Below are 26,583 nucleotides of genomic sequence, written 5' to 3' on the forward strand. Positions count from 1 at the left end.
CTTGTAATCAGCCCTTCAGACGGCAAACCATCTCCCAAAGGGCTGCTGCTGAGTTAAAGTTCTCCGGTACGATATCAGCCGGTGTAATAGTGATATCAAACTCGTCCTGAAGCTCACTGACAATAGATAAAATTGCGAAGGAATCAAGAATCCCATCATCGATCAGTGTCTCACAGGTTTCATAATCCGCATCTGGCTGGATTTCCTCAAGAATTTCAATTAATTTGTCCATTTTTCATTTCCTCTCTTTCCGAATTAAATTCATCTGTGTGTAATGCCTCCCGAACCAAAGTAAGATTTCCCTTATGCCAGAAATAAATTCTTGGCATCGGTCTGCTCAGGAATAAATAAATCCCCTCTGTCACAGAATATGCACCTACACGTTCAAATATGAGCATATCACTAATCTGTGGTTTTTTCAATGGAAAAAGCTTTACGATCACATCACTTACAGTACAAAGAGAACCGCATAAATTCCACTGTTCCTCATCACCCTCCATGCGTATATTTCCCGTATTATCGGTCTGTGTACAATGAGGCCGCTTCATAGCCATCGCCTGGCCATAATAATTCAGATGATTAATACCGCCATCCACAATAGCATAATTCAGACCATGATTCACCTTCATATCCACGATAGAAGTAATATAATAACCACACAGATAGGTAAGATATCGTCCCATCTCCAGTATTACATTTCCCCCAAAGGTAAGATTATCCAGAAGCCTTCCAAATCCACCCAGAAGCTCCTCAACAGACTCCTCCTTATCCTTCACAAAATAAGGTGCAAACAATCCTGGTCCGTACTCAAGCTCCTCTGCCTGATACCCATAATCCTTCTTAAGGTCTCCCAGAAAGGCATCCAGACTCTGAAGCTCCCTTTCCATCTGAGAAAGATTTTTCTTCTGAGTACCTGAATAGAACTGAAGTCCCAGAATGTGAAGTGCAGTATACTCCTGTCTCCTGGAAATAATCTTGCGAATATCTTCTTCATCCACACCAAACTGATTACCACTGGTCACACGAAGCAGCACATCAATAGTCAGCCCCAGTTCACCCGCAATCCTCTGCAAATGCTTCAGATGCTCCAGAGATTCTACTGTATATACACCCTTTCCACCGTATGTTTCAAGTACATATCGGATATCAGAAGGATTTTTATATACACCTGAAAGCACGATTTTCTCCATTGGAACAGAGACACGCTCACAAATACGAAATTCTCCCGGAGAGCATACTTCGAAAAGATCTACATGCTTCATCATTGGTCTTGTAAGAAAAGGATTGGCCTTCATAGCATAGCAGACTCTTGCTTTTCCTACAAGCAGCTCCTTAATCTTATTTACATGTACAGCCAAAGCATCCAGATCAAATACATAGGAAGGCGTAGGATTCTTATCTTCTATAAATTTCTGCAAAAAATTATAATCCGCCATTTATCTTCCCTCCTGATATCTGGCTGTCAGCTCTTTCCTGTCAATCTTGCCATTCTTTGTAAGAGGCATGGTATCCACTTGGACAAATACATTCGGCACCATAAAGTTTGGTACATATTTCACAAGGGAACGTGACAGCTGCTTACGATCGATATCACCCTCATAAAAAGCAACGATTTTATTTTTTGCCTGATCGTAAATACACAGACTTCTTCGAATCTCAGGAAGTTTATCCATTGCTGTCTCAATCTCACCAAGCTCAATTCTATGTCCCATATGCTTAATCTGGAAGTCCTTACGTGTAGCGAAGCAAAGCTCCCCGTTTTCATTGTAGAAAGCAAGGTCTCCTGTACGGTAAATAGGCTCCAGATATCTGTCATTCAAAGGGTTCTGAACAAATGCCTTCTTTGTCTGTTCAGGATTTCTATAATAGCCAAGTGCAAGCGCACTACCTGCCACACAAATCTCACCGTTTATCCTCTTTTCTGTAACCAGATGATCTTCTTCATCCAGAAGGAAGACTTTTTCGTTAGGAAAGGCTTTCCCCATTGGAAGCACATCTCCCGGTTCAAAGTCTCTGTCAACAATATAATATGTACAATTACAGGTAATCTCTGTAGGACCATAAATATTTACAAACATAGTATCTGGAAGATATTTTCTCCAGATATTAAGATGCTTAATAGGCATAACCTCTCCAGAGAACAAAACCTTTTTAATCTTGTCTGGCACCTTATAGGTAAAACCATTCAGGGTACTGATAATGCACATAGCAGACACAGCCCATACGATCGTGGTAACCTCTCTCTCAACCAGAAAATCAAGAAGATTCTTAGGAATAGAAAAATACTGTTTGGGAATGATCTGCACAGTGGCCCCGGTTTTCAGGCCTGAATAAATATCCTTTACAGAAACATCAAAGTCCCATGGTGCCTGATTTCCCATTACATCTTCGCCTGTAATATGAAACAGCTCTGTAAAACAGTCAATAAAATCAATTACAGAACGATGCCCCACAACAACACCCTTTGGAACTCCTGTGGATCCCGATGTAAAAATGCCGTAAAGCGGATCTGTATCTAATGCCTGATCTCGAATACTCTTCAGAACAAAACTGTCTTCTGGTGTTTTTTCCAGTTCCTCAGTAAGAAGAATTGTTCCCTTAAATTCCAGCTTTTCCAGATCCTTCTGGTACTTACTGGAAGTAACAATCACATTACTGTCAAGAATATCCAGAATCTGCGAAATTCTTGCAGCCGGCTGCTTAGTATCAAGAAGCACATAGAAACATCCAGCATAAACAGCCCCCATAAACATACCTATGGTATCCACACTTTTTTCCATAAAAACCGGCACCGGATTTCTCGGAGCAAAATGTTCTGCAAGGGCAGTCCCAACTCTTCTTGCCCGGAGGCGTAATTCCTCAAATGTACATGTAGCGTCAAGATCTGCAAATGCTGTTTTGTCCGGATATCTGGAAGCAGAACTTTCAAGATATTCCAAAATACTTGTTATCATACACCCTCTCCTTTCAGAATATTAGCCAGAACCTTAGAATACTCCTTTGCAGCATTTCCATTCATATGACCATCAAAATCCGTATAGTCTGAAAGATCATGGGAAAATGCTTTAAAATACTGGGTATTAAAGTTCAGATATGTTACTTCATGCTCATCAAAATACTGTCCAAAGTATTTCCATGCAGCATTATAGTTATCACTATATGCCTGTAAGGTATTAATAGGAATCGGCGTAGTTACTGCGACAAACTGGATATCATTTTCCTTGCAAAAATCGATCAGCCGTCCAAGATATTCCATATTCTGAGAGTTTACCTGTTCTTCCTCAAAGAGCTTCAAATCCTTCATTTTCAGCTTGGTAGTATCCACCGGATACCTCTCTATAAGACCGCTTTCGTGGTATTCCTGGGTATCACTTTTCAGATGGGCAATATCGTAATCCTTATTCCATTTCTGAGTGAAGGTTTCTTTCACCTTGCTAAGCTCATATCCAAGAGAATACTCATACCAGGGAAACAAAACAGTGCGGAAATTGCATTTTGCAATAGAATTCCAGAAGTATTCAACCTTAGCTTTTGAAAATGGAAACTCATGATAAAATAATAGATAGTTATTTCCCTCTTCTTTCTCAGAAACAAAATATCCCGGATCTACCTCATAAATGATTCTTGCAGGCTTCTGTTTCTCTGCAATCAGTCTGGCAATATAATAGGCATCAATTCCATATTCTCCCCCTACGCATACATTATGACCGCTTCTGCCTGTGATTTCCTCCATCACTGCCGGATCGATATCTGTCATTCCATGGGATGTTCCAAGAATAATGTCATCATATTGGTTACTTACCACTGCATGAATGTCATTTCTCATAAAGGTACAAGGATAAAGAGCCATATCCAATCCAGCAAGAAGCGTCACACACACAGCAACCACTACTATCGTTTTTATAATTTTCTTAAAATTGTGCATAAATAAAACCTCTCACTACTGCTGTGGAACCGAACAAACCTATGGATACCAGCATGCAGAAATAAATGGCAACTGTAACAGGAAGAGGAAGCCTGGCAAGAGATTCCCGAATCTTTACGCCACGTTCCTGAAGAACACTTATCACAAATAAAATCACACAGCCAACAACTATGATCACAAGCGCATATGGAGTAAAAGAAGTGCCCTGTTTACCTGCCGGGATCAAAAGCAGCTGGGCCGGAGCAAATTGTGTGATAGACTGCTTCATCATATGAAATGCCTGTCTAACGCTGTCTGCCCTATCAAAGTACATACTGATCACAACCAATACAAAAGTACGGATTACAGTGAACAGATAATACCAGGTTTCCTTACCGGAAATGTGAAGCTTCTTTTTCCATTTACGGTAATTCTCTGCCATAAGTCCGCTGAAGGCAATAATAATACCATTATACATACCGTATACAATATATTTCCACGCAGCGCCATGCCATACGCCTACAACGAAGAATACGATCAGATTGGCCACGCAGATAGGAAGGGTGCGGCCAATTTTCTTGCCAAACACCTTTTTGCCCCATTTTCCAAATTTACCCATCCAGCCGGATAAGGTCACCGGGTAAAAAACATAATCCTTCATCCAGGTTCCAAGAGTGATATGCCAGCGATGCCAGAAATCCGTGATAGATACAGCAAAAAATGGGCGCTTGAAGTTTTCATCCAGTTCAATTCCAAACATAGAGGCAATACCGATCACAACATCCATTCCTCCAGAGAAATCTGCGTAAAGCTGGATCGTATAAAACAAAACTCCAAGAAGTGCCACCCCGTTATACTTTGCCGGATCTTCAAAAATAGCATCTGCAAAAACAGCGGCCCAGTCCGCAAGGATCATTTTCTTAAAAAAGCCCCAGAGAATCCGCTCAAAACCTCTGATTATATTATTTCCCTCAAACCTGTGTTCAGCATAAAGCTGATCTGCCAGGCGGCTATATCTGCCGATAGGTCCCTGCAGAATCTGAGGGAAAAAGGATACGAACAATGCGTATTTCAACGGGTGTCTCTCTGCCTTGCATCTTTTCCAGTATACATCAAGAAGATAGCCTGAGGACTGGAATGTATAGAAGGAAATTCCAAGGGGTAGCAATAGCTGTATCCCTCTCAGATTCAAATGCAACAATGCATTGATATTTTCTACTGCAAAGTTGGTGTACTTGACGATTCCAAGCATACCAAAGTTAAAAATCAGACCAAGAATCAGAAGTTTCCTGGCACCCTTATGATTTCCATTTATTTCTGTTTTTTCAATAAGAAGAGCCATCAGCCAGGTGACAAGGGTGGAAAAAAGAATAAAGACAACATAACGCGGACCACCTGCTATGTAATAGATATAACTGAAAATAAGAAGAACGATCCACTGAAATTTACGAGGCACTATATAGTAGACCAATACACTTGCCATCACAAAAAGTAAAAACAGGTTAGATACTAACGACATATTTTTCTCCTAAATCGGACAAGAGCTCTCCACTGCTTTTCTCAGTGCAAGAGCCCTGTCCTGTATATAGTTTCTAAACGTATACATTGCCTACCGGCAACATCACTATATGAAAGTTTAATTTAAAAGCCCATCATCCAGACAGCCATCTCCGCCGCCATCGTCATCACCACTGTAGTCATCACCACCGCTGTAATCTTCTCCACTGTAATCATAGGAGTAATCATTGGTGTCATAAGATTCAGTCGGCTGGGAAGCTGCTGCCTGAGCTGCTGCATCTGCTGCGGCCTGATCAGCAATTGCTTTCTCTGTATCGTAGGTAGTCTTCTTTTCTTTTGTGCTTTTCAGCTTATAAGTACCATATGCGATTCCGTCCTTCTCACGTATCGTAAGTGTTCTGAGATCCTCCAGAACGATTCCGTGAACATCTGCTGTTGTTCCATCCTCAAAAGTAATACGCATATCATATGTAGGAGCTTTATCCTCTGCGGTCTCGTCAGTATTCTCTTCTGCATTCTCCGCAGTTTTCTTAGAAAAATAGATTCTCTTTTTTTCTTTTAATTCAAAGAAATCATCCGCTTCCATCATATTTTCTGGAAAGTCTGTCTCATCAGCAGTCTTGATTGCAAGTCCTGTAATCTTTCTGGAGGTAGAGTTTTTTAATTTGAATGTAATGCATCCCTCTTTCTCCTCCCCGACTGTCTTTAACTCATCCGTTTTCTCCGCAGAAGCATCCTTATCTTCTGACTCTGCTTCATCAGATTCCTCTGCTTCGTCAACTACGGCTGTATCTGAGCTCTCTGTAGTCTCCTCAGCGGCAAAACAGCTTACTGGAGCTGCTACAGCTAATGTTCCTGCTAATAAAGCCATTAATAATTTTTTCTTCATGATAATTATTTCTCCTTATGTCTTTCTTTTCCGTAATCAGATAAAATTAATTAATTCAGAAGCTTATTCTGGTTTTCTCTTTATTATATCTGTATGTTCCCTTTGTACCATATTTAAACTTGTATCCGCTGTGAGCTTTGGGATTATTGCGGAAGGAATATGCAAAGTTCGGATCATATACATATCTTGTCTTTCCGAATTTAATCTCACACCATGCGTGTGCACCATTTTTTCCATTGGCCTGAGGTACGGAGCCTTTTACAAATTTCACATTTTTAAGACCTTTTACCTTCGCCATCATACAGAAGGTTGCGGCCATAACATAGCAGTCGCCTTTACCATTCTTAAAGCCGTAGGTTGCATAATATTCAACCTGATTCTGTCCTTTTTTCGGTTTTCCTACGCTACCCCAATATTTAATCTTGGTAGAACTCCACTTGAAAGCCTTCTTAAGGTCTCCTCCACACTTATCAAGGCGTGCACCAGCCAGTCCTTCTGCTGTGGATACTAAAGTAGCAACACCTTTTTTGTCGATGCGGTAATAATTCTTTTTGACTTTATAACCATATTTATTCTTAACCAGCTTGCCGTTCTTATAGCAATAGGTTTTACCCTCATTTACAAACAGTCCATTCTTCGGAGGCTGAGCCGGAGCTGGAGTAGGGGTAACTACCTCAGTTGTCTGTGCTGGTGTTGTGTTGGTTTCGCCCTCTGCAAATACAGGGGTAACCATTGTAAGTGTCATAGTAAGGGACAGCACTGCTGCCATTGTTTTAGTAAACTTTCTCATACTTATCTTCTCCTGATATTTTATCGTGCCTGAATGCCGTATACGATTTCGCCGCCAGTTGTCTTCTTTCCAAGCTGTACGAAAATGTTAGCATAGGTTAATTTAAGATCTTTACTGATACCTATATTACAGCTGGAAAGTGTTTTGGTTTTGGAAGGTCTGCCAAGAAGCTTACGAAGAACTGCTCCATCTGCCTTGTTCTTGCTTGCTGCCTTCAGCTGGTTACTTTTCTTGGCAACACGGACACCCTTCTTGTCAAAGTAGTAAGGAGTACCCTTAGCATCTGCATATACGCCTTTTTTCACTTTAAAGCCATTTCTGTCAAATCCGTAGTATTTCTTTCCAATCTTTTTTACTACAATATTCTTCTTACAGCCAGATACCTTCGGGGCAGCGTAAGCAACGCCATTCTTACCAAAATACTGCTTTTTGTCTGGACTCCAGCAATTCTTCTGCATCACACCATTCTTATAAAAATAAGTCCTGGAGCCTTTCTTAACGATACCATCCAGAAGTGCTGGTGTAGGAGTAGCAACCGGAGTTTCAACAGCAGATGTCACATTATTACTGCTGTCTACAGCCTCGGCATTTACAATTACCGGTATCTGGAGCATAAATGCACACATGGCTGGAAGAAGTAATTTTTTCCATTTTCTCATTTCTTGATTCTCCTTTTATAAATATTATATTTTTAAAGCAGACAGACTGCCTTAAAACTTCACCTTTGATCGCACTGAATAAGCGAAATGTGTAGAAGCACCAAACAGTGGTCCCATGTTATCATAATATAATCCGTCGATCATTACGAATCCATGGTCTCCTGTAGTGGCGATCACATAAGGCTCATAGCTCAATACCCTGGCACATGCTGCTACTGCACTTGCAATTCCATAACAGCTTCCGGCAAGATTATTATCGAACATATAGATTGCCGACTGATATGGCCAGGTCTGAGTCTTAAACTCTGCATCTGTAGGATTGATCCATGGTTTAAAATCAGTATATCCCATCAAATAGTTAAAGCAGATTCTAAACTTCTGACTATTGGACATATTAGGGGAGGTATGCTTTTCAACAAATTTTTTCGCCTTACGCATACATTCTGCTTTCAGAGAAGAAACCCTTATTGCAACACCATCTGAATTGATCTCGTACTCTTTGCCTTTAATCTTATAGCTTATTTTATTCCTGATCAAAACACCCTTGGAATTAAAATAGTATTTCTTATTATGGATAGTCTTCAGACCAGTTACACGATAACCCTTTTTGCCTATATAGTATTTCCGTCCTTTTACTGTCAACCATCTGCCAGCTGGTACAGGCGTACCATTCTTACGTATATAGTAAAACTGTCCATTATCCTTTACCCATCGTTTCGAGGCAAGGACACCGTTAGATAAATAATAGCGTTTCTTCTGCTTAAAGGTCTGCCATCCGGAATAACGAATACCACCTTTCTGAAGATAATATTTCTTACCCTGGATCGTAACCCATCCAGACTGCTGAAGGAAACTACCATCCTCCTGCCTCCACTGGTATCCCTTTTCCACAGATACCCAGCCAGGTTTCGGCTCGGGCTGAGCACTTTCATTCTCATCTCTTATCTCGGCTCCGGTCTCCTGGGAAACAGTTCCTGTCAGATTATCCACTGCAGGCTCTGCATATACCAGCTGTAAGGGCTCAATAGCAAGTGCAGCTGTTATTAACAAAATCAGCACACGACCTCTCTTCTTCATATAATTCTCCCCTTCCACTTGATACCTCATTATATCGCATTACTTTATTTAATTGTAAAAGCAGTTTTCCATATTATAACAAAATCGAGTATAATTTTCCACTTTTAGAGCGTAGAATGTATAAAATTAACTTTTTCGTAAAGACTTTTATATAAACTTTACAAGGAGGTTTTTATGTTGCCTGTAATTTTACTTATTGTTTTATTTTTTGCGTTGCAGCTGCTTGTACTTTTCTGTTGTGTTGCGGCGGGAAATGATCCTTATTCACAGTTTCTTTCAGACGAGGAACAGGTGGAATATCTGGCGCATTGGAAAAAAGAACATGGATATAAATAATCTTTGATAAGGAAAGGGAAGCGCCACAGTTTTCCGTATATTGGTAAGTACCCATAAAGTATTTTTATATATGAAAAAAGGCAGTGCTTATAACAATACTGCCTTTTTTCATAAAACACCTATATGATAATACACACAAGACCGCCTTTACTGTCATTTACGATTTTCTGCATGGTATCCTGAAGCTTCACCTGGCTTTCCTCTCCGATCATGGTCAGCTTGCTGCGGATGCCATCCTGTACCAGCTGTTCAATGGATTTCCCGAAAATATTCGTCTCCCAGATGCTCTCTCCTCTTGCATCGCTTTCTCCAATATAAGTGATCAAGTCTTTTGCCTGCTGCTCCGTACCTACGATCGGAGCAATTTCAGTTTCAATATTTGCTTTGATCATATGAATAGACGGACTCTTTGATTTAATTTTCACACCATATTTATTTCCCTGGCGGATCACAGCCGGCTCTTCCAGCTGAATCTGGGAAAGCTCTGGTACAACTACACCGTAACCGCTGCTATTTACTGCATCCAGGGCATCTTTAACCTTTACATACTTTTCCTTCATTGCAGCAAGCTCCTTCATCGTATGGATCAGCTCATACTCACTTTCCATGGGGATTCCACTCATATCGCTAAGCATCTTATAGTAATATTTATCATCTATCTGAAGCCGTATCTGAATGGTTCCATCAGAAAGACCTACGTGATCCAGAAGAGTATCCTGTACATAAGGACCTTCCAGTTTTACCGATTCCCTAGTAACATCACGAATGTGTAAAAGCTTCTTCATGCACACTTTGATCTGGGAAAGGATCTGGCTTTTCAATTCGCTGTCTGCAGGCAGCATTTCCACCCATTTGGGAATAAAAAACTGCAGCTGGGCAATGGGAAATTCATATAAGATTTTTTCCAGGAGCAATGCGACATCTTCTTTTTTCAACTGCTCACAGTTAACTGCAACAACTGGTACCTGGTACTTCTTCTGAAGCCCGTTAACCATCTGAGTAGTTTCCTCTTTATATGGAAACTGAGAGTTTACTACAATGAGAAATGGCTTTCCCTGTGTTTTCAATTCAGCCACAGTCTGTTCCTCGGCCGGAACAAAATTTTCCCTTGCTATTTCTCCAAAGCTTCCATCAGCGGTAATCACAAGACCGATTGTGGAATGTTCCTGGATAACCTTTTCTGTTCCTGCTTTTGCAGCTTCATGAAAGGGGATTGCCCTGGAAAACCAGGGTGTTTTTACCATCCTCTCTTTACCATCCTCAACGTTTCCTCCGGCATCCTTTACAAGAAAACCAACACAATCGATAAGCCGCACTTTTGCCTTCCTGTCTTCGCCAAGATCAACTGATACAGCTTCTTTTGGGATAAATTTGGGTTCCACAGTTGTGATCATTTTTCCGGAACCACTTAATGGAAGCTGGTCCCTGACCTCTTTCTGCATTTTTTCATCCATTCCGGGCAAAGCCACCAGTTCCATAAATCTGCGGATAAATGTTGATTTTCCTGTACGGACAGGGCCTACAACGCCTATGTATATATCGCCTCCGGTTCTGGCCTGTATATCACGGTAAACCTGAAAATTTTCCATACAAAAAAGCCCTCCTGCCTGATTATTTAAAGGTCTGCAAGATTTGTTTACAGCGTAATGCTTATACTCTTCCTCTAAATAATATGCAGTCGGGCTTTTTATTATACTTGTACATCGAAAATTAAGTTTCTGCTATATTGACGCAGGATGATCTCTTCATATGCAAGGCGGAGGAAGAAGGCGTAGCGGTGGTTACGGTGGCTGACGCAGCCGCTTTCAAGAGCCTTTTCAAGCGCGCTCTTGCGCACCATATTATTGCCTGTCCAGCTACTATATTTCAGCATCAATAGAAATCATTATGGAGCAGTTTGTGTTCTTTGCCTTTAAGCAGTCCCTGATACAGTTCCAGAACCATAGGGTTCTCGTCGGATTTCTTGATCAGCATTGTATTGTCGGCATTATACAAACCTTTCGCTCTTGCAGCTTTGGTTCTGTCACCGGCCCGTACCGGCTGGCCACCGCCCATAATACAGCCACGGCGGCATGCCATTACTTCAATGAGATGATAGTTTGCTTCGCCGTTCTTTACACGTTCCATAACGGTTCTTGCATTTGCAAGACCACTGGCCACACATACATTGATATCCATTCCCTTGTATGGAACTGTGAATTCTTTGATTCCTTCATCTCCACGGACACCACACTCAGAAATCTCCCGCATGGTCTCCTTGGAATGATCCGGGCTTAAGCGGCGTAGAACCGCCTCTGTAACACCGCCGGTAACTCCAAAAATAACACCTCCGCCAGAGCCAAATCCAAATGGCATATCACATGCTTCAGGCTCTAACTGTGCAAAATCAAGACCAAAGTTATCGATCATGCGCAGCAGCTCTGTAGTTGTAATTACAATATCTGTATCCTGTTTCTCATCGGTAAAACTGTTCGGACGGATTGCCTCAGCCTTCTTGGCTGTACATGGCATAATAGATACCATAACGGTCTTTTTACCCTTGGCATTCTCCGGATCACGGAAGTATTCTTTAATAACTGCAGACATCATTCCCTGTGGGGATCTGCAGGTAGACAAATTCGGGATATAATCCTTATACTGGTCCGTAATAAATTTCACCCAAGCAGGACAGCAGGATGTCAGAAGCGGAAGCTTCTCCCCTTTCTCAACTCTTTTTAAGAACTCTGCGGACTCTTCCATAATGGTAAGATCGGCACTGAAAGTGGTATCATAAATCTCGTCAAATCCCATTCTGTGGAGTGCATTGACAATCTTACCCATTACGCTCCGTCCCTTCGGAAGGCTGTAATGATCACCTACCGCAACACGAACTGCCGGCGCAATCTGTGCTACTACACGTACATCAGGATCTGCAAGAGCTTCCCAGACTTCATCCATATGCGTCTTAATGGAAATGGCACCTGTCGGACAATATACACGGCACTGTCCGCAGTTTACACACTGGGTTTCTGCGATTTTCTTATTAAACGCAGGAATTACAATAGCCTCTGTTCCACGGTATGCAAAGTTCAATGCTCCGATTCCCTGAAGCTCCTCGCAGGCACGGACACAGTCACCACAGAGGATACATTTGTTCGGGTCACGGATCAGAGATGGTGAACTGTCATCAATCTCATACTGCTCTCTTGTATTCTGAAAACGGATGTTATGTACTCCAAGACGGTGAGCCAGCTCCTGAAGCACGCATTCTCCACTCTTTACACAGGTTGTACAGTCACGGCAATGTGCTGCGAGAAGCAGTTCCACAATCAGTTTCCTGTATTTTTTGATCTTACCTGAGTTTGTATAAATTACCATTCCATCCCTTGGCTCCTCAGAACAGGAAGCGAAGGTTCTTCCTCTGTCATCCTCTACTGTGCACAGACGACAGGCTCCAAAAGTGGAAACCTCTGAGTGATAACAAAGTGTAGGAATATTAATGCCTGCCTTGCGGATTACGGTCAGGACATTTTTTTCATCTGTAAATTCGACTTTTCTGCCGTCAATCGTCATTGTACCCATAATCTGTCCTCCCTACATTTCCACATATATTGCATCAAAGTTACAGTTATCCTTACAGCTGCCGCACTTGATGCATACATCGTTATTAATATGATAAGGTGATTTGATCTTGCCGGAAATTGCCCCGGCAGGACAGTTCTTGGCACATTTTCCGCAGCCGATACAGAATTCCGGATTAATGTGGAACTGACGGAGTGCTGTGCAGACCTTTGCCCGGCACTTCTTGTCCCGGATATGCTCTTCGTATTCCTCGCGAAAACGCTTCATGGTACTGAGGACAGGAAGAGGTGCACTCTTTCCAAGTCCGCAAAGAGCCATGCTCTGAACCATTTTGGCAAGCTCTTCCAGCTCGTCAAGATCAGACATCTCCCCATTGCCTGCTACAATCTTCTCCAGGATCTCCAGCATACGCTTGGTACCCTCACGGCATGGAACGCATTTTCCACAGCTCTCCCGCTGGGTAAAGCTCATGAAGAAACGGGCAACTTCTACCATACAGGTATTCTCATCCATGACAACAAGACCGCCTGATCCCATAATAGCATCAAGCTTCTTTACAGAATCAAAATCAAGAGGAGCATCCAGCTGGTCTTCTACAAGACATCCGCCAGATGGTCCGCCAATCTGAACGCCTTTAAATGCAGCACCGCTCTTCAGACCGCCGCCAATATCATAAATAATCTCACGAAGTGTTGTTCCCATTGGAACTTCAATAAGACCTGTATTCTCAATTGCTCCGGTCAGTGAGAAGGTCTTGGTTCCCGGGCTTCCCTCTGTTCCGATGGTGTGGAACCAGTCAGCACCCTGTATGATAATCTTCGGAACATTTGCGTAAGTCTCAACGTTATTTAATACAGTTGGCTTGCCCCACAGACCTTTCTCAACAGTACGAGGTGGTTTTACACGAGGCATACCTCTGTTTCCCTCAATGGAAGAGGTAAGGGCAGAACCTTCACCACATACGAAAGCTCCTGCACCACGATTAATATGCAGATGGAAATTCACACCGCTGCCAAGGATATGATCTCCAAGGAGACCATATTTCTCAGCCTGGGAAATAGCAAGACGAAGTCTGGCTACGGAAAGAGGATACTCTGCACGAACATATATGTATCCGTTCTCAGCGCCAACTGCGTAAGCGGCAATGATCATGCCCTCGATCATCTTATACGGATCGCCTTCCATAACGGAACCATCCATAAATGCTCCCGGGTCACCCTCATCACCGTTACATACTACATATCGGGTTTTCTCAGCCTGTCTGGCTACCTGTGACCACTTCTTACCAGCCGGGAAGCCGGCGCCTCCGCGTCCGCGAAGACCAGATCTGGTAACTTCATCAATTACATCCTGGGGAGTCATCTCTGTAACTGCCTTGGCAAGAGCAGAAAAACCGCCTGCTGCAATATATTCGTCAATGGATTCCGCGTCAATCTTACCACAGTTTTCAAGAACGATCCTGGTCTGACGGTTAAGGAACGGGATATCCTCAGGCTTTGGACAGATTTCATCTCCATGGCGGTAAAACAGACGATCTACAGGATGTCCAAGGCGTACAGTTCGCTCCACGATCTCCAGGCAGTCCTCCTCCTGAACATGTACATACTGATATCCGTATGGTTCAATCCTTACAAGAGGTCCCAGCTCGCAAAGACCCTGGCAGCCAGTCTTGATAACGCCTACGTGAGGGATATCTTTCTGCATTTCAATCTCTACACCATCAATACCTTCACAGAGTCTTACCATCTCATCATAGATTTTCTGAGCACCGGAAGCCATACATCCGGTACCGGAACAGACAAGAACACGGCATGTGAAGCTCTGGATATTCTGTTCGATCTCAGCTTTTTTGCTTTGCAGCTCTTCTTTACTGTTAATCCTCATCCGTTCTCACCTCTCAATCTGTTAATAAGCTCTACTACCTTCTCCGGTGTCATCTTGGCATGCACTTCTTCATTCACCATACAGGTGGGAGCAAGCCCGCAGGCACCAAGACAGGATACGGTCTCCACAGTGAACATCATGTCATCTGTGGTATGCTTCTTATTGCTTAATCCCAGTTCTTTCATGAATGCTTCTTTAACCGGGATTGACTTTCTTACATGACAGGCTGTGCCATCGCATACCTTGATAATGTATTTTCCTTTAGGTTCAAAAGAAAAGTTCTCATAAAAGGTTGCAACACTGAAGGCCTCGCTTCAGTAACGCCGATCTGTCCGGCTACGTAGGTCAGAAGTTCTGCAGGCAGGTACCGATATTCCGCCTGGATATCCTGCATGATGGGGATTAATGAGGCAGCACACCGCTCATAATGCTCAATAATCTCATCTGCTTTCTTGTAATATGACTGATCTACCATTTTGTTAACCTCCTTACTTGCCAGATGCCTCCAGGTCTTTTGTCCCCGTCCTCCAAAGCTTCCGGCTTTGCGTATTTTTTAACAGACATGACTATTTTTGTAATGAAATTATATATTTTTTTGTTCATTTTGGCAAGCAAATATGAATAAGTTTATTTATTAACAATATTTTTGCACAATTATGTATCTGGAATTATATTGAAATATACAAAAAGCCGGATTGCTTAAGTTGTACAAATGATACAACAGCAAATCCGACTTTTCTAAATCGTGTTTTCTTTTATTTTTCAAAATCATCCACCGATTTGAGCCATGATGTGGGATTCTTCGTTTCCCTTCTTATGTTCCTGAAAATTGTGGCCTACAGGCTTTTCATAAATGACTTTTTCTATCGTTTCTTTAAGCATCCCATCAGAACAACCACTTCGAAGCAAAACCTTCAGATCTGCTCCGTCCTCAAATTGCAGGCAGCCTTTCAGAAATCCGGTAGAAGTAAGCCTTACACGGTTGCAGCTGTCACAGAATTTGTGGGACAGGGCACTGATAAATCCGATCCTGCCTGTAAACTTCTCCAGGGTATAATAATGACAGGGACCATTTCCAAGCTTTTCTTCCGTTGGTGTCATTGACCCATATTTCTTTTCCAGAACAGACTTTATCTGTTCCTCTCCCCTGGCTGCAAACTCCTTGCCCAGACCGATTGGCATCATTTCAATGAAACGCACATGAAGAGGATTCTCCCTTGCAAGAGCTGCCACCTGTAAAAGTTCCTCGTCCGACTGAAAAGTGGGGACACAGTTCAATTTCACTTTCAGGGAAGGGTAGGAAAGTGCTGCCCTAAGTCCCTTTAAAACCTGGTGAAAATCGTCCCTACGGGTGATTTTGCGAAATGTGGTTTCTTCTAAAGTATCCAGACTGATGTTTACGGCATCCAGACCGGCCTCCATCAGGCCCGGAAGCTGTTCTCCCAAAAGGATTCCGTTGGTGGTCAGTGTAACCTGGCAGATCCCGGGAATGGCTTTCAGCTCTTTTACTAATGGGGTGCAAATTCTGCGGACAAGAGGCTCTCCTCCTGTCAGTTTGATTCTGGAAATCCCAAGTTCACTGGCCACCTTACAGATTCTCACGATTTCATCTGTATCAAGAAGTTCTGTCCTTGGAATCTGACGGATTCCCTCTTCCGGCATACAGTAGATACAGCGGAGATTGCACCTGTCTGTCAAAGATATCCGCAGATAATCAATATTTCTTCCGTATCTGTCAAGCATAAACCATTTCATCTCCCTCAGAGATCACACCGCCTTTGATTACTCTGGCAAAAACACCTTCGCGGGGCATAATGCAATCTCCCATGATCTTGAAAATCTCGCAGCCGTTGTGACACTGCTTTCCAATCTGCGTGATTTCCAGAATCACATCGTTGCATTTCAGACGGGTTCCTACTGGAAGGGTCTTAAAGTCAAATCCCTGTACGATCAGATTTTCCCCGAAAGCACCATCCTTTACCGGCGCGCCTTTTGCCTTAAATTCTTCTATTTTTTCATAAGACAGAAGGCTGACCTGACGATGCCAGTTTCCTGCGTGGGCGTCATTCTCCAGTCCATAATTTTCAATCAGTTTTACAGTGTGCACATTGACCTTCTGAGTTCCTCTTTTAACACTGATGTTCACTGCCATCACTTTTCCCATAGTGAGTTACCTCCATATATCTGTACCCTCTATAGTACAATATCTTACTGAGAAAAGCAAATTTTTTGTAATAGCAAAACAAACTTTTGCCGCAATAAGGATTTCAATAAAATTTTCTGCAACAAAAAAACTCTCCAGTTTTTACCCTGAAGAGTTTTTCTTCCGCTTGTACACATGATGTACTTCAGGTACATCGTTCTATTAACTCTAAACCAATTAAATATTAAGCGTTCACTTTACGCATAGCAGCCTCTACAACATGTCCAACCAGGACAGATGTTGTAACGCTTCCAACTCCGCCAGGAACTGGTGTAATAGCATCTACGATCGGCTCTACTGCTGCGTAGTCAACGTCTCCGCAGAGCTTGCCTTCTGCATTTACGTTGATTCCTACATCAATAACTACCTGTCCTGCTTTTACATAATCAGCGCCAACAACGCCAGCACGGCCTGCTGCTACGATGATAATATCCGCTTCGCGTGCCACAGACGGCATATCGACTGTTCTTGTGTGGCAGATGGTTACAGTTGCGTTTTTCTTAACAAGCATCATAGCTGCCGGTTTACCTACAACAAGGCTTCTTCCGATTACTACTGCCTTCTTACCTGTACAGTCGATTCCGTAATGATCAAGGATTTCCATACATGCCTGTGGTGTACATGGCGGGAAACCGATCTTCTTGCCTGTAAAAACACCAGACATGGAAAGGTCTGTCATACAGTCGACGTCTTTCTCAGGAGCAAGTGCATTCTCGATCACAGCCTGATCCAGATGTTTCGGAAGCGGACGGAACAGAAGTACACCATGGATATGATCGTCTTTGTTTACCTTATCAATGACTGCAAGAAGCTCGTCCTGAGCAACATCCTCCGGAAGAAGAATTTTCTCGCATGCAACACCTAATGTCTCACAACGCTTTGTTGCACCTTTCTCATAGGAAATATCACTTGGATTCTCTCCTACACGGATAATGCAAAGTGTTGGGTTAACGCCTTTTTCCTGAAGAGCTGCCACATTGCCTTTGATACGCTCGTTTAATGCAGCAGTTACTTCTTTACCTAATAACTGTTTTGCCATTTTTTAGTAATCTCCTTATATTATGATAAATCCAGTCATGCTCATACCAGTTTCATGGTAATACAGCATTTTGAGACTGCAAAAAAGACTTGCAGGATTTTGCTCCTGCCAGTTCTTTTCTTTTTTATCTTTATTTCAGTCTGCCAAGTACGCTGTCAAATGTCTCGTCTGCAAGCTTGCAGTATTTTTCAAGCATTGCATCAGCCTTTGCATTTAATTCTTCTGCATACTCTCTGTCTGCCATGGACTTTGTGTTGATATAAACGTTCAGGCTTGCACCTTTTAATGCAGCTTTGCAGAAAGTTGCAGCTACACCAGCGTCACTGATGGCAAGCTTGGAGCCTTTTGCAGCAAATTCCTTGATCAGGTCAAGTGCCTCACAGCATTTCTCCATGATTTCCATAGGAACAGAGCAGGCATCTTTTAATACGATTGCCATAACTCTTGCTTTTTCAGCTTTCTCTTCTTCTGTTTCTTTCGGCATTCCATATGCTTTGGAAAGCGGCTCGAATACTTCGGCGTCACGCTCAATCAGACGAAGGAAATCTTTCTGAAGCTGGTCGCATTTACCTTTCAGCTCCCACATTTCTTCCTCAACATCAGCATATTTCTTCTTACCAACAGTAAGGCTTCCTACCATGTTTCCAAGTGCAGTTCCCACAGCACCTACCAGTGCAGATGCTCCGCCGCCGCCTGGAACCGGGGCTTTAGAAGCAAGAACTTCTACAAATTCTGTACATGTACTTGTTGAAAATCCCATTTCGTTGTCTCCTTATTGTTCTTAGTCATCATGTAAGCCATGACCTTTTTATAACGCCAGGCGGACAGGTATATCCGCCTGATGTTTCTTTTTTCTTTGATTAGAACAGACCTGTGATCTTACCAGTCTCGTCAACGTCGATTCTCTCAGCTGCCGGAACTTTCGGAAGACCTGGCATGGTCATGATCTCACCCGTCAGTGCAACAACAAATCCAGCACCTGCGGAAACCTTCAGGTTACGAACTGTGATCTCGAAATCTGTCGGTGCACCGAGTTTTGTCTGGTCATCTGTTAAGCTGTACTGAGTCTTTGCAACACAGATCGGGCAGTTGCCAAAGCCAAGAGCTTCTAACTGTTTTGCCTGTTTCTGAGCGTTTGCTGTGAGAACAACTTTCTTTCCGCCGTATACTTTCTGAACGATCTGGTTCAGCTTATCCTCTATAGAACCGTCAAGCTCATAGGAATAAGAGAAGTCATTTGGCTCTTCGCAGAGACGGATTACTTCCTCAGCAAGCTTCAGGCCGCCTTCACCGCCTTTTGCCCATACTTCGGAAAGTGCAACGTTAACACCAAGCTCTTTACATTTTGCTTCAACAAGGTCAAGCTCTGCCTTGGTATCGGTCGGGAATGCGTTGATTGCAACAACACATGGAAGTTTGTAAACATTTTTGATCGTGTTTACATGTCTTAAAAGGTTCGGGATACCTTTCTCAAGAGCCTCAAGGTTCTCATTGTTAAGGTCTGCTTTTGCAACACCGCCGTTGTATTTAAGGGCACGTACAGTAGCAACGATCACAACTGCATTTGGATGAAGACCTGCCATACGGCATTTGATGTCAAGGAATTTCTCTGCACCAAGGTCAGCACCGAATCCAGCCTCTGTGATGGCATAATCAGCCAGCTTCATAGCCATCTTAGTAGCTGTTACAGAGTTACATCCATGAGCGATGTTTGCAAATGGTCCACCGTGAACGATTGCAGGTACATGCTCCAGAGTCTGAACCAGGTTTGGTTTCAGAGCGTCTTTCAGAAGAGCTGTCATAGCACCTTCTGCGTGAAGATCACCAGCTGTTACCGGTTTCTGCTCAGATACTTTGCCATATGTATAACCAATGATCATCTTGGAAAGTCTATTCTTCAGGTCTGTGATGTCGCTTGCAAGACAGAGAACTGCCATGATCTCGGAAGCAACTGTGATGTCATAACCGTCTTCACGAGGCATACCGTTTGTTCTTCCTCCAAGACCATCGATCACGTTACGAAGCTGACGGTCGTTCATGTCCACGCATCTCTTCCATGTGATCTTACGTGGGTCAATGTTCAGTGCATTGCCCTGGAAAATGTGGTTGTCGATCATTGCTGCAAGAAGGTTGTTTGCAGCTCCGATTGCATGGAAGTCACCTGTGAAATGAAGGTTGATATCCTCCATTGGAACAACCTGTGCGTATCCGCCGCCTGCAGCGCCGCCCTTAACACCGAATACCGGTCCAAGAGATGGCTCACGAAGTGCAACCATTGCGCTCTTTCCAAGTCTCTGCATTCCATCAGCAAGTCCTACAGTTGTAGTTGTTTTTCCCTCACCAGCCGGGGTCGGGTTGATTGCTGTTACAAGGATCAGTTTTCCGTCTTTCTTGTCGCTCTCTTTTAAGAGATTGTAGTCGATTTTTGCCTTATACTTTCCATACTGCTCCAGGTATTTGTCATCAATACCAGCTTTCTCTGCAATCTGGGTAATCGGCAGCATTTCGCATTCCTGTGCGATTTCAATGTCACTCTTGTATCCCATTGTAACTTACCTCCTTTTTACGTCACCGCTGTTACAGCATGACGCCTCCGCTTAATTTGGATTTATCAAAACGGATCCTGGTGCAGGCTCAAACACCCGCACTCCAGTCCGCTTTAATCAAAAAATATACAGCTCATGCATTTAGAAAACTTTAAATCTCGGTTAACTTTCACGCAGAATCTGTTTTACAATAACCTTACTGCTCTTTCGCTGCTTTCAGAAAAGCCTTCAAAGAGCCAATGATCACATCTCCCATAACCGCCATATCTTCCGCAGCAAAGGATACCGGGAAATTGTCGGAAAACAGGATCTGGGAAGACGGCGGGAACTCATCGTCCCCCTCCCACAGGATCATCTGGATCTGATATCCCGGATAAATGGAAAGCTCATAAGCCACATCTCCGAATTTCACCGGAGTGCATTTCATATGATCCATTACAAGCCGGAAATCATCCAGTCTGTTTCCATAGGTAAATGCAAGCCTTTTGATACAACGTCCGTCAAACTGTCTCAGGTACACTTCTCCCCATGGCATTTCCCGGTAAGTTTTAAACCTGCCAGTCCCCACAGAGGCGGAACCATTTAACAGAAAACGAATGGTAAGAATCTTTGCGTAGATCATATCCTCCAGAGGATAACATTTCTTCTCATCTGCCACATGTTTTACCTGGAAATCCGGATATGTGATCTTATATTCAGAGCCCAGGAAAGTCAGAGTAAATTCCTTAGCCTCTTCATCATATGGAATGGAAAGTCTGGATGCGATCTCCTTCGGGTCAGCTTTTGCATACAGCTCAAGATAATGCTCCCATGGCATTCTCTCCTTGCTGTCTTTATCATAATTTAAGTCATCAATTGTAAATGGCATTTTATTAATTACTTCCTGTTCTGTAAATCATTCATTACATCAGGGAACATTCCCGTATCTGTATGAGGAATAAAGCACGCTCCTACAAATTCGTCCATATAAGTTGGCACTGTAGAAAGCTCCATATATGTCATGTTTGCAGCAAGCTCATAGGTCTTCTTCTCGGCCTCTGTAGAAAGAAGCATCAGATAGGAACCCGTCAGGGAAGAGTTGCCGATATAATGGAATTTCTCCAGAGGGATATCCGGGAACATTCCGATGTTTACAGCATTTCTCATATTGATTCCGCTTCCAATACCACCGGCAACGTATACATCATCGATCATGCTCACGTCAAAATCAAGACTATTTATCATAGTTCTGATAGCTGAGAAAATAGCACCTTTGGCACGGATAAAGTTGTCAATATCAACCTCTGTGATCTCAATATCCTTCACAGAGCCTGCATCCTTTTCAAATGCGATCACATAGCTTCCCATTCCGTATTTATCGTGACGGATTCTCTCCCCCTCACGGACAAATTTACCCTTAGGTTGATGATTCCGCACATAAAAAGCTCGCTGATCACATCAATGATTCCGGAACCACAAAGTCCAACCGGCTTGGTTCCCGGTTCTCCAACTACTTTATAAGTTGGTTCCATAGTCTCCTTATCAATGGTACAAGCTTCAATAGCTCCATCAGTTGCACGCATACCGCAGCTGATATCACCACCCTCAAAAGCCGGACCAGCGGAACATGCACAGCTCATCATAAAATCAGAGTTGCCAAATACCAGCTCACCGTTAGTTCCAAGATCGATAAATAAAGAAAACTCTGGTCTGTTCCAGATCATGCTTACTAAAGTTCCGGCAGTGATATCACCGCCTACATAGCTTCCGATATTTGGCGCAATGATAATATGCGCATCTTTATTGATAGCAATTCCCACATCAGAAGCAAAAAGGGAATTGGTTTTGAAGAATGCTGGAATATACGGCTCCATACGGACCGGATCCGCGTTGATCCCGGCAAACAGATGATTCATCGTTGTATTTGCTCCCACAGACATTCTGTAAATATGGCTGGCTGGAATGCCTGCACTTTTACACATCTGTGCGATCATTGGATTGATTGTCTCTTTAATGACTGCATCCTGCAGTTTCTTCTTACCGCCTGGCTTCTGCTGTTCGATGATACGGTTGATAACATCTGCTCCGAAACGGATCTGTCCGTTTCCAGAGGAAGCCTTGGCAAGAATCTCTCCGGTCTCCATGTTGATCAGGACTGCAGAAACAGTTGTGGTACCAATATCCACTGCAAGTCCGCCCACTACCACTTCTTCATCTTTTCCGAAAATATCGTATACAAAAAGATCATTAGGAGCAGTACGAACTACACATTTTACTTTGAAATGATTTTCCCGGAGGACATCCGGCAATTTTCTTAATACAGCGTAAGGGATCCTTACCTGTTTCAGATTCATGTATTTCTTTAAAGCTCTTGTAAGGCGCTCATTATCCGGCATGGTGTCATCAAGACTTGGCTCATTCATATCAAGTTCAATTACATCCAGACTGTTTCTGAGCTCAATACCGGTCATTTCTACGTCTCTTTTGGAATTCTCGAAAATGGCAATTTCCTCTTTGGAGCTGAGATCTGCAACCTTCATTCTGCTCTTGTAAGCAGACGCAATATCAGGTACCAGTACGGTCACATCTGCACAGATCTTGCTGGTGCAGGCAAGACGCCATCCCTCCTGATATTCTTCCTCACTGATATGTAAGGTTTTCTTGCTGTCCAGTTCTCCTTTTTTTAACTGTACCCGGCACTTTCCGCAGGAAGCATTTCCGGAGCACGGCGCGTCGATGGCCACATTGGCCTCTCTGGCTAATTCAAGTAAATTGTCCCCCGCATTGGCAAAATGTTCTACCACACTGCCATCTTCAAAAGAAAATGTAACCTTAAACATCCGGCACTCACCTTTCTCATATGGTCATATATCTGCCAAAACAGACATCATTATTATTCTTATCCGTTAGAAAAAGGGACTGAGGCCAAAGCCCCAGCCCCTTTTGTATCTTACGTCCCTATTTAGAAACGAATTACAAATAATTACAGTTCAAGATAGGAATCAGCATACAGGGTGTTGCCCTTGAATACATCGCAGGATTTGATTGTTTCCATAAGACGAAGGTCGTTAGGGTTAACAATTGCGGATGTAAGGCCCTGCATCATAGCCATAGCAACTAATGCGGAATCCATGATTGGACGGATGTTCTTCGGCATACCGTTACTGTTGTTGGACAGACCACCTGTAGAGTTCAGTCCCATATCGGAGAACATTTTAATAGCCTCAAGTACTTCCATCTGTTTGTCCTGCATTCCTTTAACAACCAGGAACAGCGGGTCAAACCACAGATCACTTGCGTCCATACCATGCTCCATACCTCTTTCAAGAAGCATCTGGCAGTACATCATACGCTCGTCGTTGTCTTTTGCAATACCTTCACCGTTGCAAAGAGCGATAACGATTGCATCGTTAGCTGCTGCAAGGTCGATGTTCTCAATTCTTCCAGCTGCATCAGCAGAGTTTACGATTGGTTTTCCTTTGGAACGGTTGTATACGGAAATACCAGCCTCAATTGCTTTTTTGTTGGATGTATCCAGAGACAGCGGAACGTTGTCGAAGTTCTCCTGAAGAAGCTTAACAGCCCATTTCATCAGGTCTTCTCCATCGTTCTCAGCTGGTCCGATGTTTACATCAAGATAAACAGCACCAGCATCAAGCTGCTGTTTTGCTCTCTTTAAGATCGGCTCAGGATCTCTCTCTGTAAATGCTTTGTTTACAGAAGGTGCTGTTGTTGAAAGTCTCTCTCCAATTGTAACAAATTTTGCCATGTCAAATGTTCTCCTTTACATTTATAGTGGTGCCGCCCATAAGCGGCATACCCTTTTAGGGTCTTAAAGGCTTAAATCAGCCTTCAAGATCCTTTAAGAACTTCACAAGCTGTACAGCTTCTCTTGGTCCAACGATGATTTCCCATCCTGGAAGTTTTGCTTCCAGATCACCCTTCAGGACTGCAACCTTACCTGGGATTACCAGACGTCTGCTCTTAACATTTGGCTCTACTTTCTCTTTGAAGAATGTAGAAATACTGTTTCCGGAGAATTTTCCTGCTGCCCAGGATGTCAGTACGGATAAACCGCCGGCATCGTTGATAACAAGATTAAGCGGAACACCGGAACGCTCCAGCTCTCCAGATACAAGGAAATATGTAAGAGCGAAGTCAACAGTTGTAACAACAAGAGAATTCTCATCTCCACCGTTCATCGGGTAGATACCTGGCTCTACACGCATTGGCTTCTGCGGGTCAGTAAATACGTTCTGACGCAGACCATATAACGGAAGTGCCTCTGCATATGTCATACGCTCCATAACAACGATGGAACCGTATTTCATTGTAAACATAGCTGCCAGACCTGCCTGAAGGTGATAGTCACCACCAGCGATCTTTGCAAGGTTTACGATGGATGGATAACCGAATGTTCTGTCCTGATCCTTCAGAGCTGCACGACGTACCTGTACGGCATTGCCGAAGGTCTCTTTGATGTCAGCGCCTGTTACATCAAGTACCAGATTCTTGTTTCCAAGTTTCTCGATTGCTGCTGTAGTATCATATAACTCGTTAAGATCTTTGCCAGATACACCAAGAACAACACCAGCTGCTGTTGCAACTGCGTTCATAGCCTCATAGTTAGAAGCATTTGCTCCGTTTAATACCGGCTTGCTGTCTTTGCAAACCTCAAGGGCTGCTTTTGCGATCTCCGGATCAGAACATCCAAGGATCAGGGTACGTCCAAGAGCTGCTGCTTTCTGTACAAGTGCTACATATTTGTCAGCTGTTGCTTCTGCATCGCAGTTTACGTAAACGATCTCTGCGTACATTCTCTCACCGATACGGTCATAATCAACCTTCGGGATCTCAGCCAGTTTTGCATCTACAGTAGCGTCATCCATGCATGTGCAAAGCTCTACTGCATATCTTGTCTTGTTTACAAAGGTCTTCTCATGTCTGAAAAGAACGGTCTCACCACCAAGGGTAAGCTCCTCATCGCCAGTACCAATCTTGATCGTCTTCATTGGCGGAGCAGTTGCCTCGGAAAGAGATGCTAATGCTTCCTCAGACATATGTGGACACTGCTCAATCTTTAAAGCGCCCTGTGCAACTTTCATGGAGAAAGCCATACATGTCGGGCATCCACATTCCTTACAGTTTTTCTTTGGTGTTAATTTAAAAATCTGAATACCATTCAGTGCCATATCAATTTTTCCCTCCTAAAAATATTACACAAGTGCTTTGATCATCTTAGCGATGGTCTTTACAGACTCTGGATGTCTTAAGATAACTGCGTCAGATCCTGCTGCCAGGTCTGCTGCTGCTGTCATAACTTCCATGTCGATACCACGCTCATCCTCTGAGCCCCATTCTGGCATATCTTCCTCAGTTGCAACTGATTCCTTTACGCCCCATGTCTCAGAAGAAACTGGTGTAATAATAGGCATCTGCAGCATGTTATCATTCTGGGATAATGCTGCACCTTTGATACGGTCCATAGTGGAAACAACATACTCGTAACCATAACCAACGGTAGCTGTTCCTACGTTCATAACGATCTTCTTCGCATCAACACCTAACTGTGTTGTTACTACGTTCAACTGTTTTGCAAGGTTGATATCATCAGCGGACTCAGCGCCTACGATCTGGTTGTAAGCAAGTCCTGCTGCAGCACCGATTGCCTTGTAGTTTTCTTCCTTCTCAGACATCACGATCACGTTTCTGCCCTGAAGTGCCTCTGCAACCTTCGGAAGAAGTTCCGCATCCTTCTCCACATTTTTGCAGCCTTCAACTACTAATGGACAGTCGATTGCATCTGCAACCTCTTTTACGATTGCAATAAGTTCTTCTGTAGATTTGTTTACTCCGTTTGGATCTCCGCCTTCCAGGTTGAGTACAACGAAATCTCCACCTTCCATAGCTGCTGCTTTCTGAGCGATCTCAGCCATGGTGGTGCATCCTTCATAATATGCTTTGATTCCAGGTGCAAAGTCATCAAGTCCCATATCCGTGATCTCTACACCGATTTTCGGGCTGTTCTCGGTTGGTGCGTCAAATGTATAGAAAGGAAATGTAGAATTTCCTCCAATAGTAACCGCTTTATCGCCAGTTCCAACCGTAACAGTGTTGATCTTTGCGTTGAACTTCTGTGGTTTCTGATTAAATGGCATTTCTTAAAGCCTCCTTAAAAATTTGTAAAAATTATACAGA

The 26,583-nt window shown here is 43.2% G+C and carries 24 protein-coding genes and 1 pseudogene; 1 reads left to right on the forward strand and 24 read right to left on the reverse strand.

Annotated elements, in window-relative coordinates:
* Positions 1-7: 7 nt before the first annotated feature.
* The 9 genes from DW904_RS05400 to DW904_RS05440 form a co-directional block, all read right to left on the reverse strand.
* Positions 8-232 carry an acyl carrier protein gene (locus DW904_RS05400; RefSeq protein ID WP_118578418.1) on the reverse strand — a complete coding sequence of 75 codons (225 nt, stop codon included), beginning with the start codon at positions 230-232 and terminating at the stop codon, positions 8-10.
* Positions 216-1,436, reverse strand: a complete 1,221-nt coding sequence (locus tag DW904_RS05405; protein ID WP_118578419.1) for an alanine racemase — start codon at positions 1,434-1,436, stop codon at positions 216-218. The genes DW904_RS05400 and DW904_RS05405 overlap by 17 nt, the downstream gene beginning before the upstream one ends.
* The gene (locus tag DW904_RS05410; protein ID WP_118578420.1) at positions 1,437-2,954 is read right to left on the reverse strand and encodes an amino acid adenylation domain-containing protein; all 1,518 of its coding nucleotides are present in this window, start codon (positions 2,952-2,954) and stop codon (positions 1,437-1,439) included. It lies immediately after the preceding gene.
* Positions 2,951-3,925, reverse strand: a complete 975-nt coding sequence (locus tag DW904_RS05415; protein WP_118578421.1) for a hypothetical protein — start codon at positions 3,923-3,925, stop codon at positions 2,951-2,953. Before DW904_RS05415 ends, DW904_RS05410 begins: the two co-directional genes overlap by 4 nt.
* Positions 3,912-5,423, reverse strand: a complete 1,512-nt coding sequence (locus DW904_RS05420) for an MBOAT family O-acyltransferase (protein WP_118578422.1) — start codon at positions 5,421-5,423, stop codon at positions 3,912-3,914. The genes DW904_RS05415 and DW904_RS05420 overlap by 14 nt, the downstream gene beginning before the upstream one ends.
* A 117-nt stretch (positions 5,424-5,540) precedes the next feature.
* Complete coding sequence (locus tag DW904_RS05425) at positions 5,541-6,311, reverse strand: hypothetical protein (RefSeq protein WP_118578423.1); 771 nt, start codon at positions 6,309-6,311, stop codon at positions 5,541-5,543.
* Positions 6,312-6,366: 55 nt separating this feature from the next.
* Positions 6,367-7,101, reverse strand: a complete 735-nt coding sequence (locus tag DW904_RS05430) for a transglutaminase domain-containing protein (RefSeq protein WP_226855308.1) — start codon at positions 7,099-7,101, stop codon at positions 6,367-6,369.
* A 20-nt stretch (positions 7,102-7,121) separates the two neighbouring features.
* Positions 7,122-7,760 carry a hypothetical protein gene (locus DW904_RS05435; protein ID WP_118578425.1) on the reverse strand — a complete coding sequence of 213 codons (639 nt, stop codon included), beginning with the start codon at positions 7,758-7,760 and terminating at the stop codon, positions 7,122-7,124.
* A gap of 51 nt (positions 7,761-7,811) precedes the next feature.
* Positions 7,812-8,837: a hypothetical protein gene (locus DW904_RS05440; RefSeq protein WP_202187674.1), complete on the reverse strand. Its 1,026-nt coding sequence runs from the start codon at positions 8,835-8,837 to the stop codon at positions 7,812-7,814.
* A gap of 174 nt (positions 8,838-9,011) precedes the next feature.
* Here DW904_RS05440 and DW904_RS22765 point away from each other — a divergent pair, with 174 nt between their 5' ends.
* The gene (locus DW904_RS22765; protein WP_173773229.1) at positions 9,012-9,173 is read left to right on the forward strand and encodes a hypothetical protein; all 162 of its coding nucleotides are present in this window, start codon (positions 9,012-9,014) and stop codon (positions 9,171-9,173) included.
* Positions 9,174-9,292: 119 nt separating this feature from the next.
* Here the strand turns inward: DW904_RS22765 and spoIVA are convergent, their stop codons facing one another.
* The 15 genes and pseudogenes from spoIVA to acsD form a co-directional block, all read right to left on the reverse strand.
* The gene (gene spoIVA / locus DW904_RS05445) at positions 9,293-10,762 is read right to left on the reverse strand and encodes a stage IV sporulation protein A (protein ID WP_118578427.1); all 1,470 of its coding nucleotides are present in this window, start codon (positions 10,760-10,762) and stop codon (positions 9,293-9,295) included.
* Between the two features lie 283 nt (positions 10,763-11,045).
* The gene (locus DW904_RS05450) at positions 11,046-12,734 is read right to left on the reverse strand and encodes a [FeFe] hydrogenase, group A (RefSeq protein ID WP_118578428.1); all 1,689 of its coding nucleotides are present in this window, start codon (positions 12,732-12,734) and stop codon (positions 11,046-11,048) included.
* A 12-nt stretch (positions 12,735-12,746) separates the two neighbouring features.
* Complete coding sequence (locus DW904_RS05455; RefSeq protein WP_118578429.1) at positions 12,747-14,618, reverse strand: NADH-quinone oxidoreductase subunit NuoF; 1,872 nt, start codon at positions 14,616-14,618, stop codon at positions 12,747-12,749.
* Positions 14,615-15,093: pseudogene (locus DW904_RS05460) on the reverse strand (NAD(P)H-dependent oxidoreductase subunit E). The gene DW904_RS05455 and the pseudogene DW904_RS05460 overlap by 4 nt, the downstream one beginning before the upstream one ends.
* Before the next feature lie 293 nt (positions 15,094-15,386).
* On the reverse strand, positions 15,387-16,361 hold the full coding sequence (gene moaA, locus DW904_RS05465; RefSeq protein WP_118578430.1) for a GTP 3',8-cyclase MoaA: 975 nt from the start codon (positions 16,359-16,361) through the stop codon (positions 15,387-15,389).
* A complete protein-coding gene (locus tag DW904_RS05470) occupies positions 16,354-16,782 on the reverse strand; it encodes an MOSC domain-containing protein (RefSeq protein ID WP_118578431.1) in 429 nt (142 codons plus the stop codon). The genes moaA and DW904_RS05470 overlap by 8 nt, the downstream gene beginning before the upstream one ends.
* Positions 16,783-17,005: 223 nt before the next feature.
* Entirely contained in the window at positions 17,006-17,860 is an 855-nt protein-coding gene (locus tag DW904_RS05475; RefSeq protein WP_118578432.1) for a tetrahydrofolate dehydrogenase/cyclohydrolase catalytic domain-containing protein, read from the reverse strand.
* A 130-nt stretch (positions 17,861-17,990) separates the two neighbouring features.
* On the reverse strand, positions 17,991-18,620 hold the full coding sequence (locus tag DW904_RS05480; protein ID WP_118578433.1) for a cyclodeaminase/cyclohydrolase family protein: 630 nt from the start codon (positions 18,618-18,620) through the stop codon (positions 17,991-17,993).
* Positions 18,621-18,720: 100 nt separating this feature from the next.
* Positions 18,721-20,406 carry a formate--tetrahydrofolate ligase gene (locus DW904_RS05485; RefSeq protein ID WP_118578434.1) on the reverse strand — a complete coding sequence of 562 codons (1,686 nt, stop codon included), beginning with the start codon at positions 20,404-20,406 and terminating at the stop codon, positions 18,721-18,723.
* 196 nt (positions 20,407-20,602) lie between these two features.
* Complete coding sequence (locus DW904_RS05490; protein WP_118578435.1) at positions 20,603-21,274, reverse strand: DUF3786 domain-containing protein; 672 nt, start codon at positions 21,272-21,274, stop codon at positions 20,603-20,605.
* Between the two features lie 8 nt (positions 21,275-21,282).
* Complete coding sequence (locus DW904_RS25025; RefSeq protein WP_347562029.1) at positions 21,283-21,753, reverse strand: ASKHA domain-containing protein; 471 nt, start codon at positions 21,751-21,753, stop codon at positions 21,283-21,285.
* Positions 21,738-23,225: an ASKHA domain-containing protein gene (locus tag DW904_RS05495; protein WP_347562030.1), complete on the reverse strand. Its 1,488-nt coding sequence runs from the start codon at positions 23,223-23,225 to the stop codon at positions 21,738-21,740. Before DW904_RS05495 ends, DW904_RS25025 begins: the two co-directional genes overlap by 16 nt.
* Positions 23,226-23,368: 143 nt before the next feature.
* Positions 23,369-24,154: a carbon monoxide dehydrogenase/acetyl-CoA synthase methytransferase subunit gene (gene acsE, locus DW904_RS05500; RefSeq protein ID WP_118578436.1), complete on the reverse strand. Its 786-nt coding sequence runs from the start codon at positions 24,152-24,154 to the stop codon at positions 23,369-23,371.
* 76 nt (positions 24,155-24,230) lie between these two features.
* Complete coding sequence (acsC, locus tag DW904_RS05505; RefSeq protein ID WP_118578437.1) at positions 24,231-25,577, reverse strand: acetyl-CoA decarbonylase/synthase complex subunit gamma; 1,347 nt, start codon at positions 25,575-25,577, stop codon at positions 24,231-24,233.
* A 24-nt stretch (positions 25,578-25,601) separates the two neighbouring features.
* The gene (gene acsD / locus DW904_RS05510; protein WP_118578438.1) at positions 25,602-26,543 is read right to left on the reverse strand and encodes an acetyl-CoA decarbonylase/synthase complex subunit delta; all 942 of its coding nucleotides are present in this window, start codon (positions 26,541-26,543) and stop codon (positions 25,602-25,604) included.
* Positions 26,544-26,583 lie beyond the last annotated feature (40 nt).

The sequence above is a fragment of the Ruminococcus sp. AM42-11 genome, assembly GCF_003480145.1.
In the GTDB taxonomy this organism is placed as follows: domain Bacteria; phylum Bacillota; class Clostridia; order Lachnospirales; family Lachnospiraceae; genus Blautia_A; species Blautia_A faecis.

Excerpts from the sequence above, each read along its gene's own strand:
- acsD (WP_118578438.1), bottom strand. The coding sequence starts at position 26,543 with ATGCCATTTAATCAGAAACCACAGAAGTTCAACGCAAAGATCAACACT.
- acsC (WP_118578437.1), bottom strand. The coding sequence starts at position 25,577 with ATGGCACTGAATGGTATTCAGATTTTTAAATTAACACCAAAGAAAAAC.
- DW904_RS05435 (WP_118578425.1), bottom strand. The coding sequence starts at position 7,760 with ATGAGAAAATGGAAAAAATTACTTCTTCCAGCCATGTGTGCATTTATG.
- DW904_RS05490 (WP_118578435.1), bottom strand. The coding sequence starts at position 21,274 with ATGCCATTTACAATTGATGACTTAAATTATGATAAAGACAGCAAGGAG.
- DW904_RS05485 (WP_118578434.1), bottom strand. The coding sequence starts at position 20,406 with ATGGGATACAAGAGTGACATTGAAATCGCACAGGAATGCGAAATGCTG.
- DW904_RS05405 (WP_118578419.1), bottom strand. The coding sequence starts at position 1,436 with ATGGCGGATTATAATTTTTTGCAGAAATTTATAGAAGATAAGAATCCT.
- moaA (WP_118578430.1), bottom strand. The coding sequence starts at position 16,361 with ATGCTTGACAGATACGGAAGAAATATTGATTATCTGCGGATATCTTTG.
- DW904_RS05470 (WP_118578431.1), bottom strand. The coding sequence starts at position 16,782 with ATGGGAAAAGTGATGGCAGTGAACATCAGTGTTAAAAGAGGAACTCAG.
- DW904_RS05400 (WP_118578418.1), bottom strand. The coding sequence starts at position 232 with ATGGACAAATTAATTGAAATTCTTGAGGAAATCCAGCCAGATGCGGAT.
- DW904_RS05410 (WP_118578420.1), bottom strand. The coding sequence starts at position 2,954 with ATGATAACAAGTATTTTGGAATATCTTGAAAGTTCTGCTTCCAGATAT.
- DW904_RS05430 (WP_226855308.1), bottom strand. The coding sequence starts at position 7,101 with ATGAGAAAGTTTACTAAAACAATGGCAGCAGTGCTGTCCCTTACTATG.
- DW904_RS05455 (WP_118578429.1), bottom strand. The coding sequence starts at position 14,618 with ATGAGGATTAACAGTAAAGAAGAGCTGCAAAGCAAAAAAGCTGAGATC.
- DW904_RS05495 (WP_347562030.1), bottom strand. The coding sequence starts at position 23,225 with ATGTTTAAGGTTACATTTTCTTTTGAAGATGGCAGTGTGGTAGAACAT.
- DW904_RS25025 (WP_347562029.1), bottom strand. The coding sequence starts at position 21,753 with ATGGGAAGCTATGTGATCGCATTTGAAAAGGATGCAGGCTCTGTGAAG.
- DW904_RS05480 (WP_118578433.1), bottom strand. The coding sequence starts at position 18,620 with ATGGGATTTTCAACAAGTACATGTACAGAATTTGTAGAAGTTCTTGCT.
- DW904_RS05415 (WP_118578421.1), bottom strand. The coding sequence starts at position 3,925 with ATGCACAATTTTAAGAAAATTATAAAAACGATAGTAGTGGTTGCTGTG.
- DW904_RS05425 (WP_118578423.1), bottom strand. The coding sequence starts at position 6,311 with ATGAAGAAAAAATTATTAATGGCTTTATTAGCAGGAACATTAGCTGTA.
- DW904_RS05420 (WP_118578422.1), bottom strand. The coding sequence starts at position 5,423 with ATGTCGTTAGTATCTAACCTGTTTTTACTTTTTGTGATGGCAAGTGTA.
- acsE (WP_118578436.1), bottom strand. The coding sequence starts at position 24,154 with ATGGCAAAATTTGTTACAATTGGAGAGAGACTTTCAACAACAGCACCT.
- DW904_RS22765 (WP_173773229.1), top strand. The coding sequence starts at position 9,012 with ATGTTGCCTGTAATTTTACTTATTGTTTTATTTTTTGCGTTGCAGCTG.
- DW904_RS05450 (WP_118578428.1), bottom strand. The coding sequence starts at position 12,734 with ATGGGTACAATGACGATTGACGGCAGAAAAGTCGAATTTACAGATGAA.
- DW904_RS05475 (WP_118578432.1), bottom strand. The coding sequence starts at position 17,860 with ATGGCAAAACAGTTATTAGGTAAAGAAGTAACTGCTGCATTAAACGAG.
- DW904_RS05440 (WP_202187674.1), bottom strand. The coding sequence starts at position 8,837 with ATGAAGAAGAGAGGTCGTGTGCTGATTTTGTTAATAACAGCTGCACTT.
- spoIVA (WP_118578427.1), bottom strand. The coding sequence starts at position 10,762 with ATGGAAAATTTTCAGGTTTACCGTGATATACAGGCCAGAACCGGAGGC.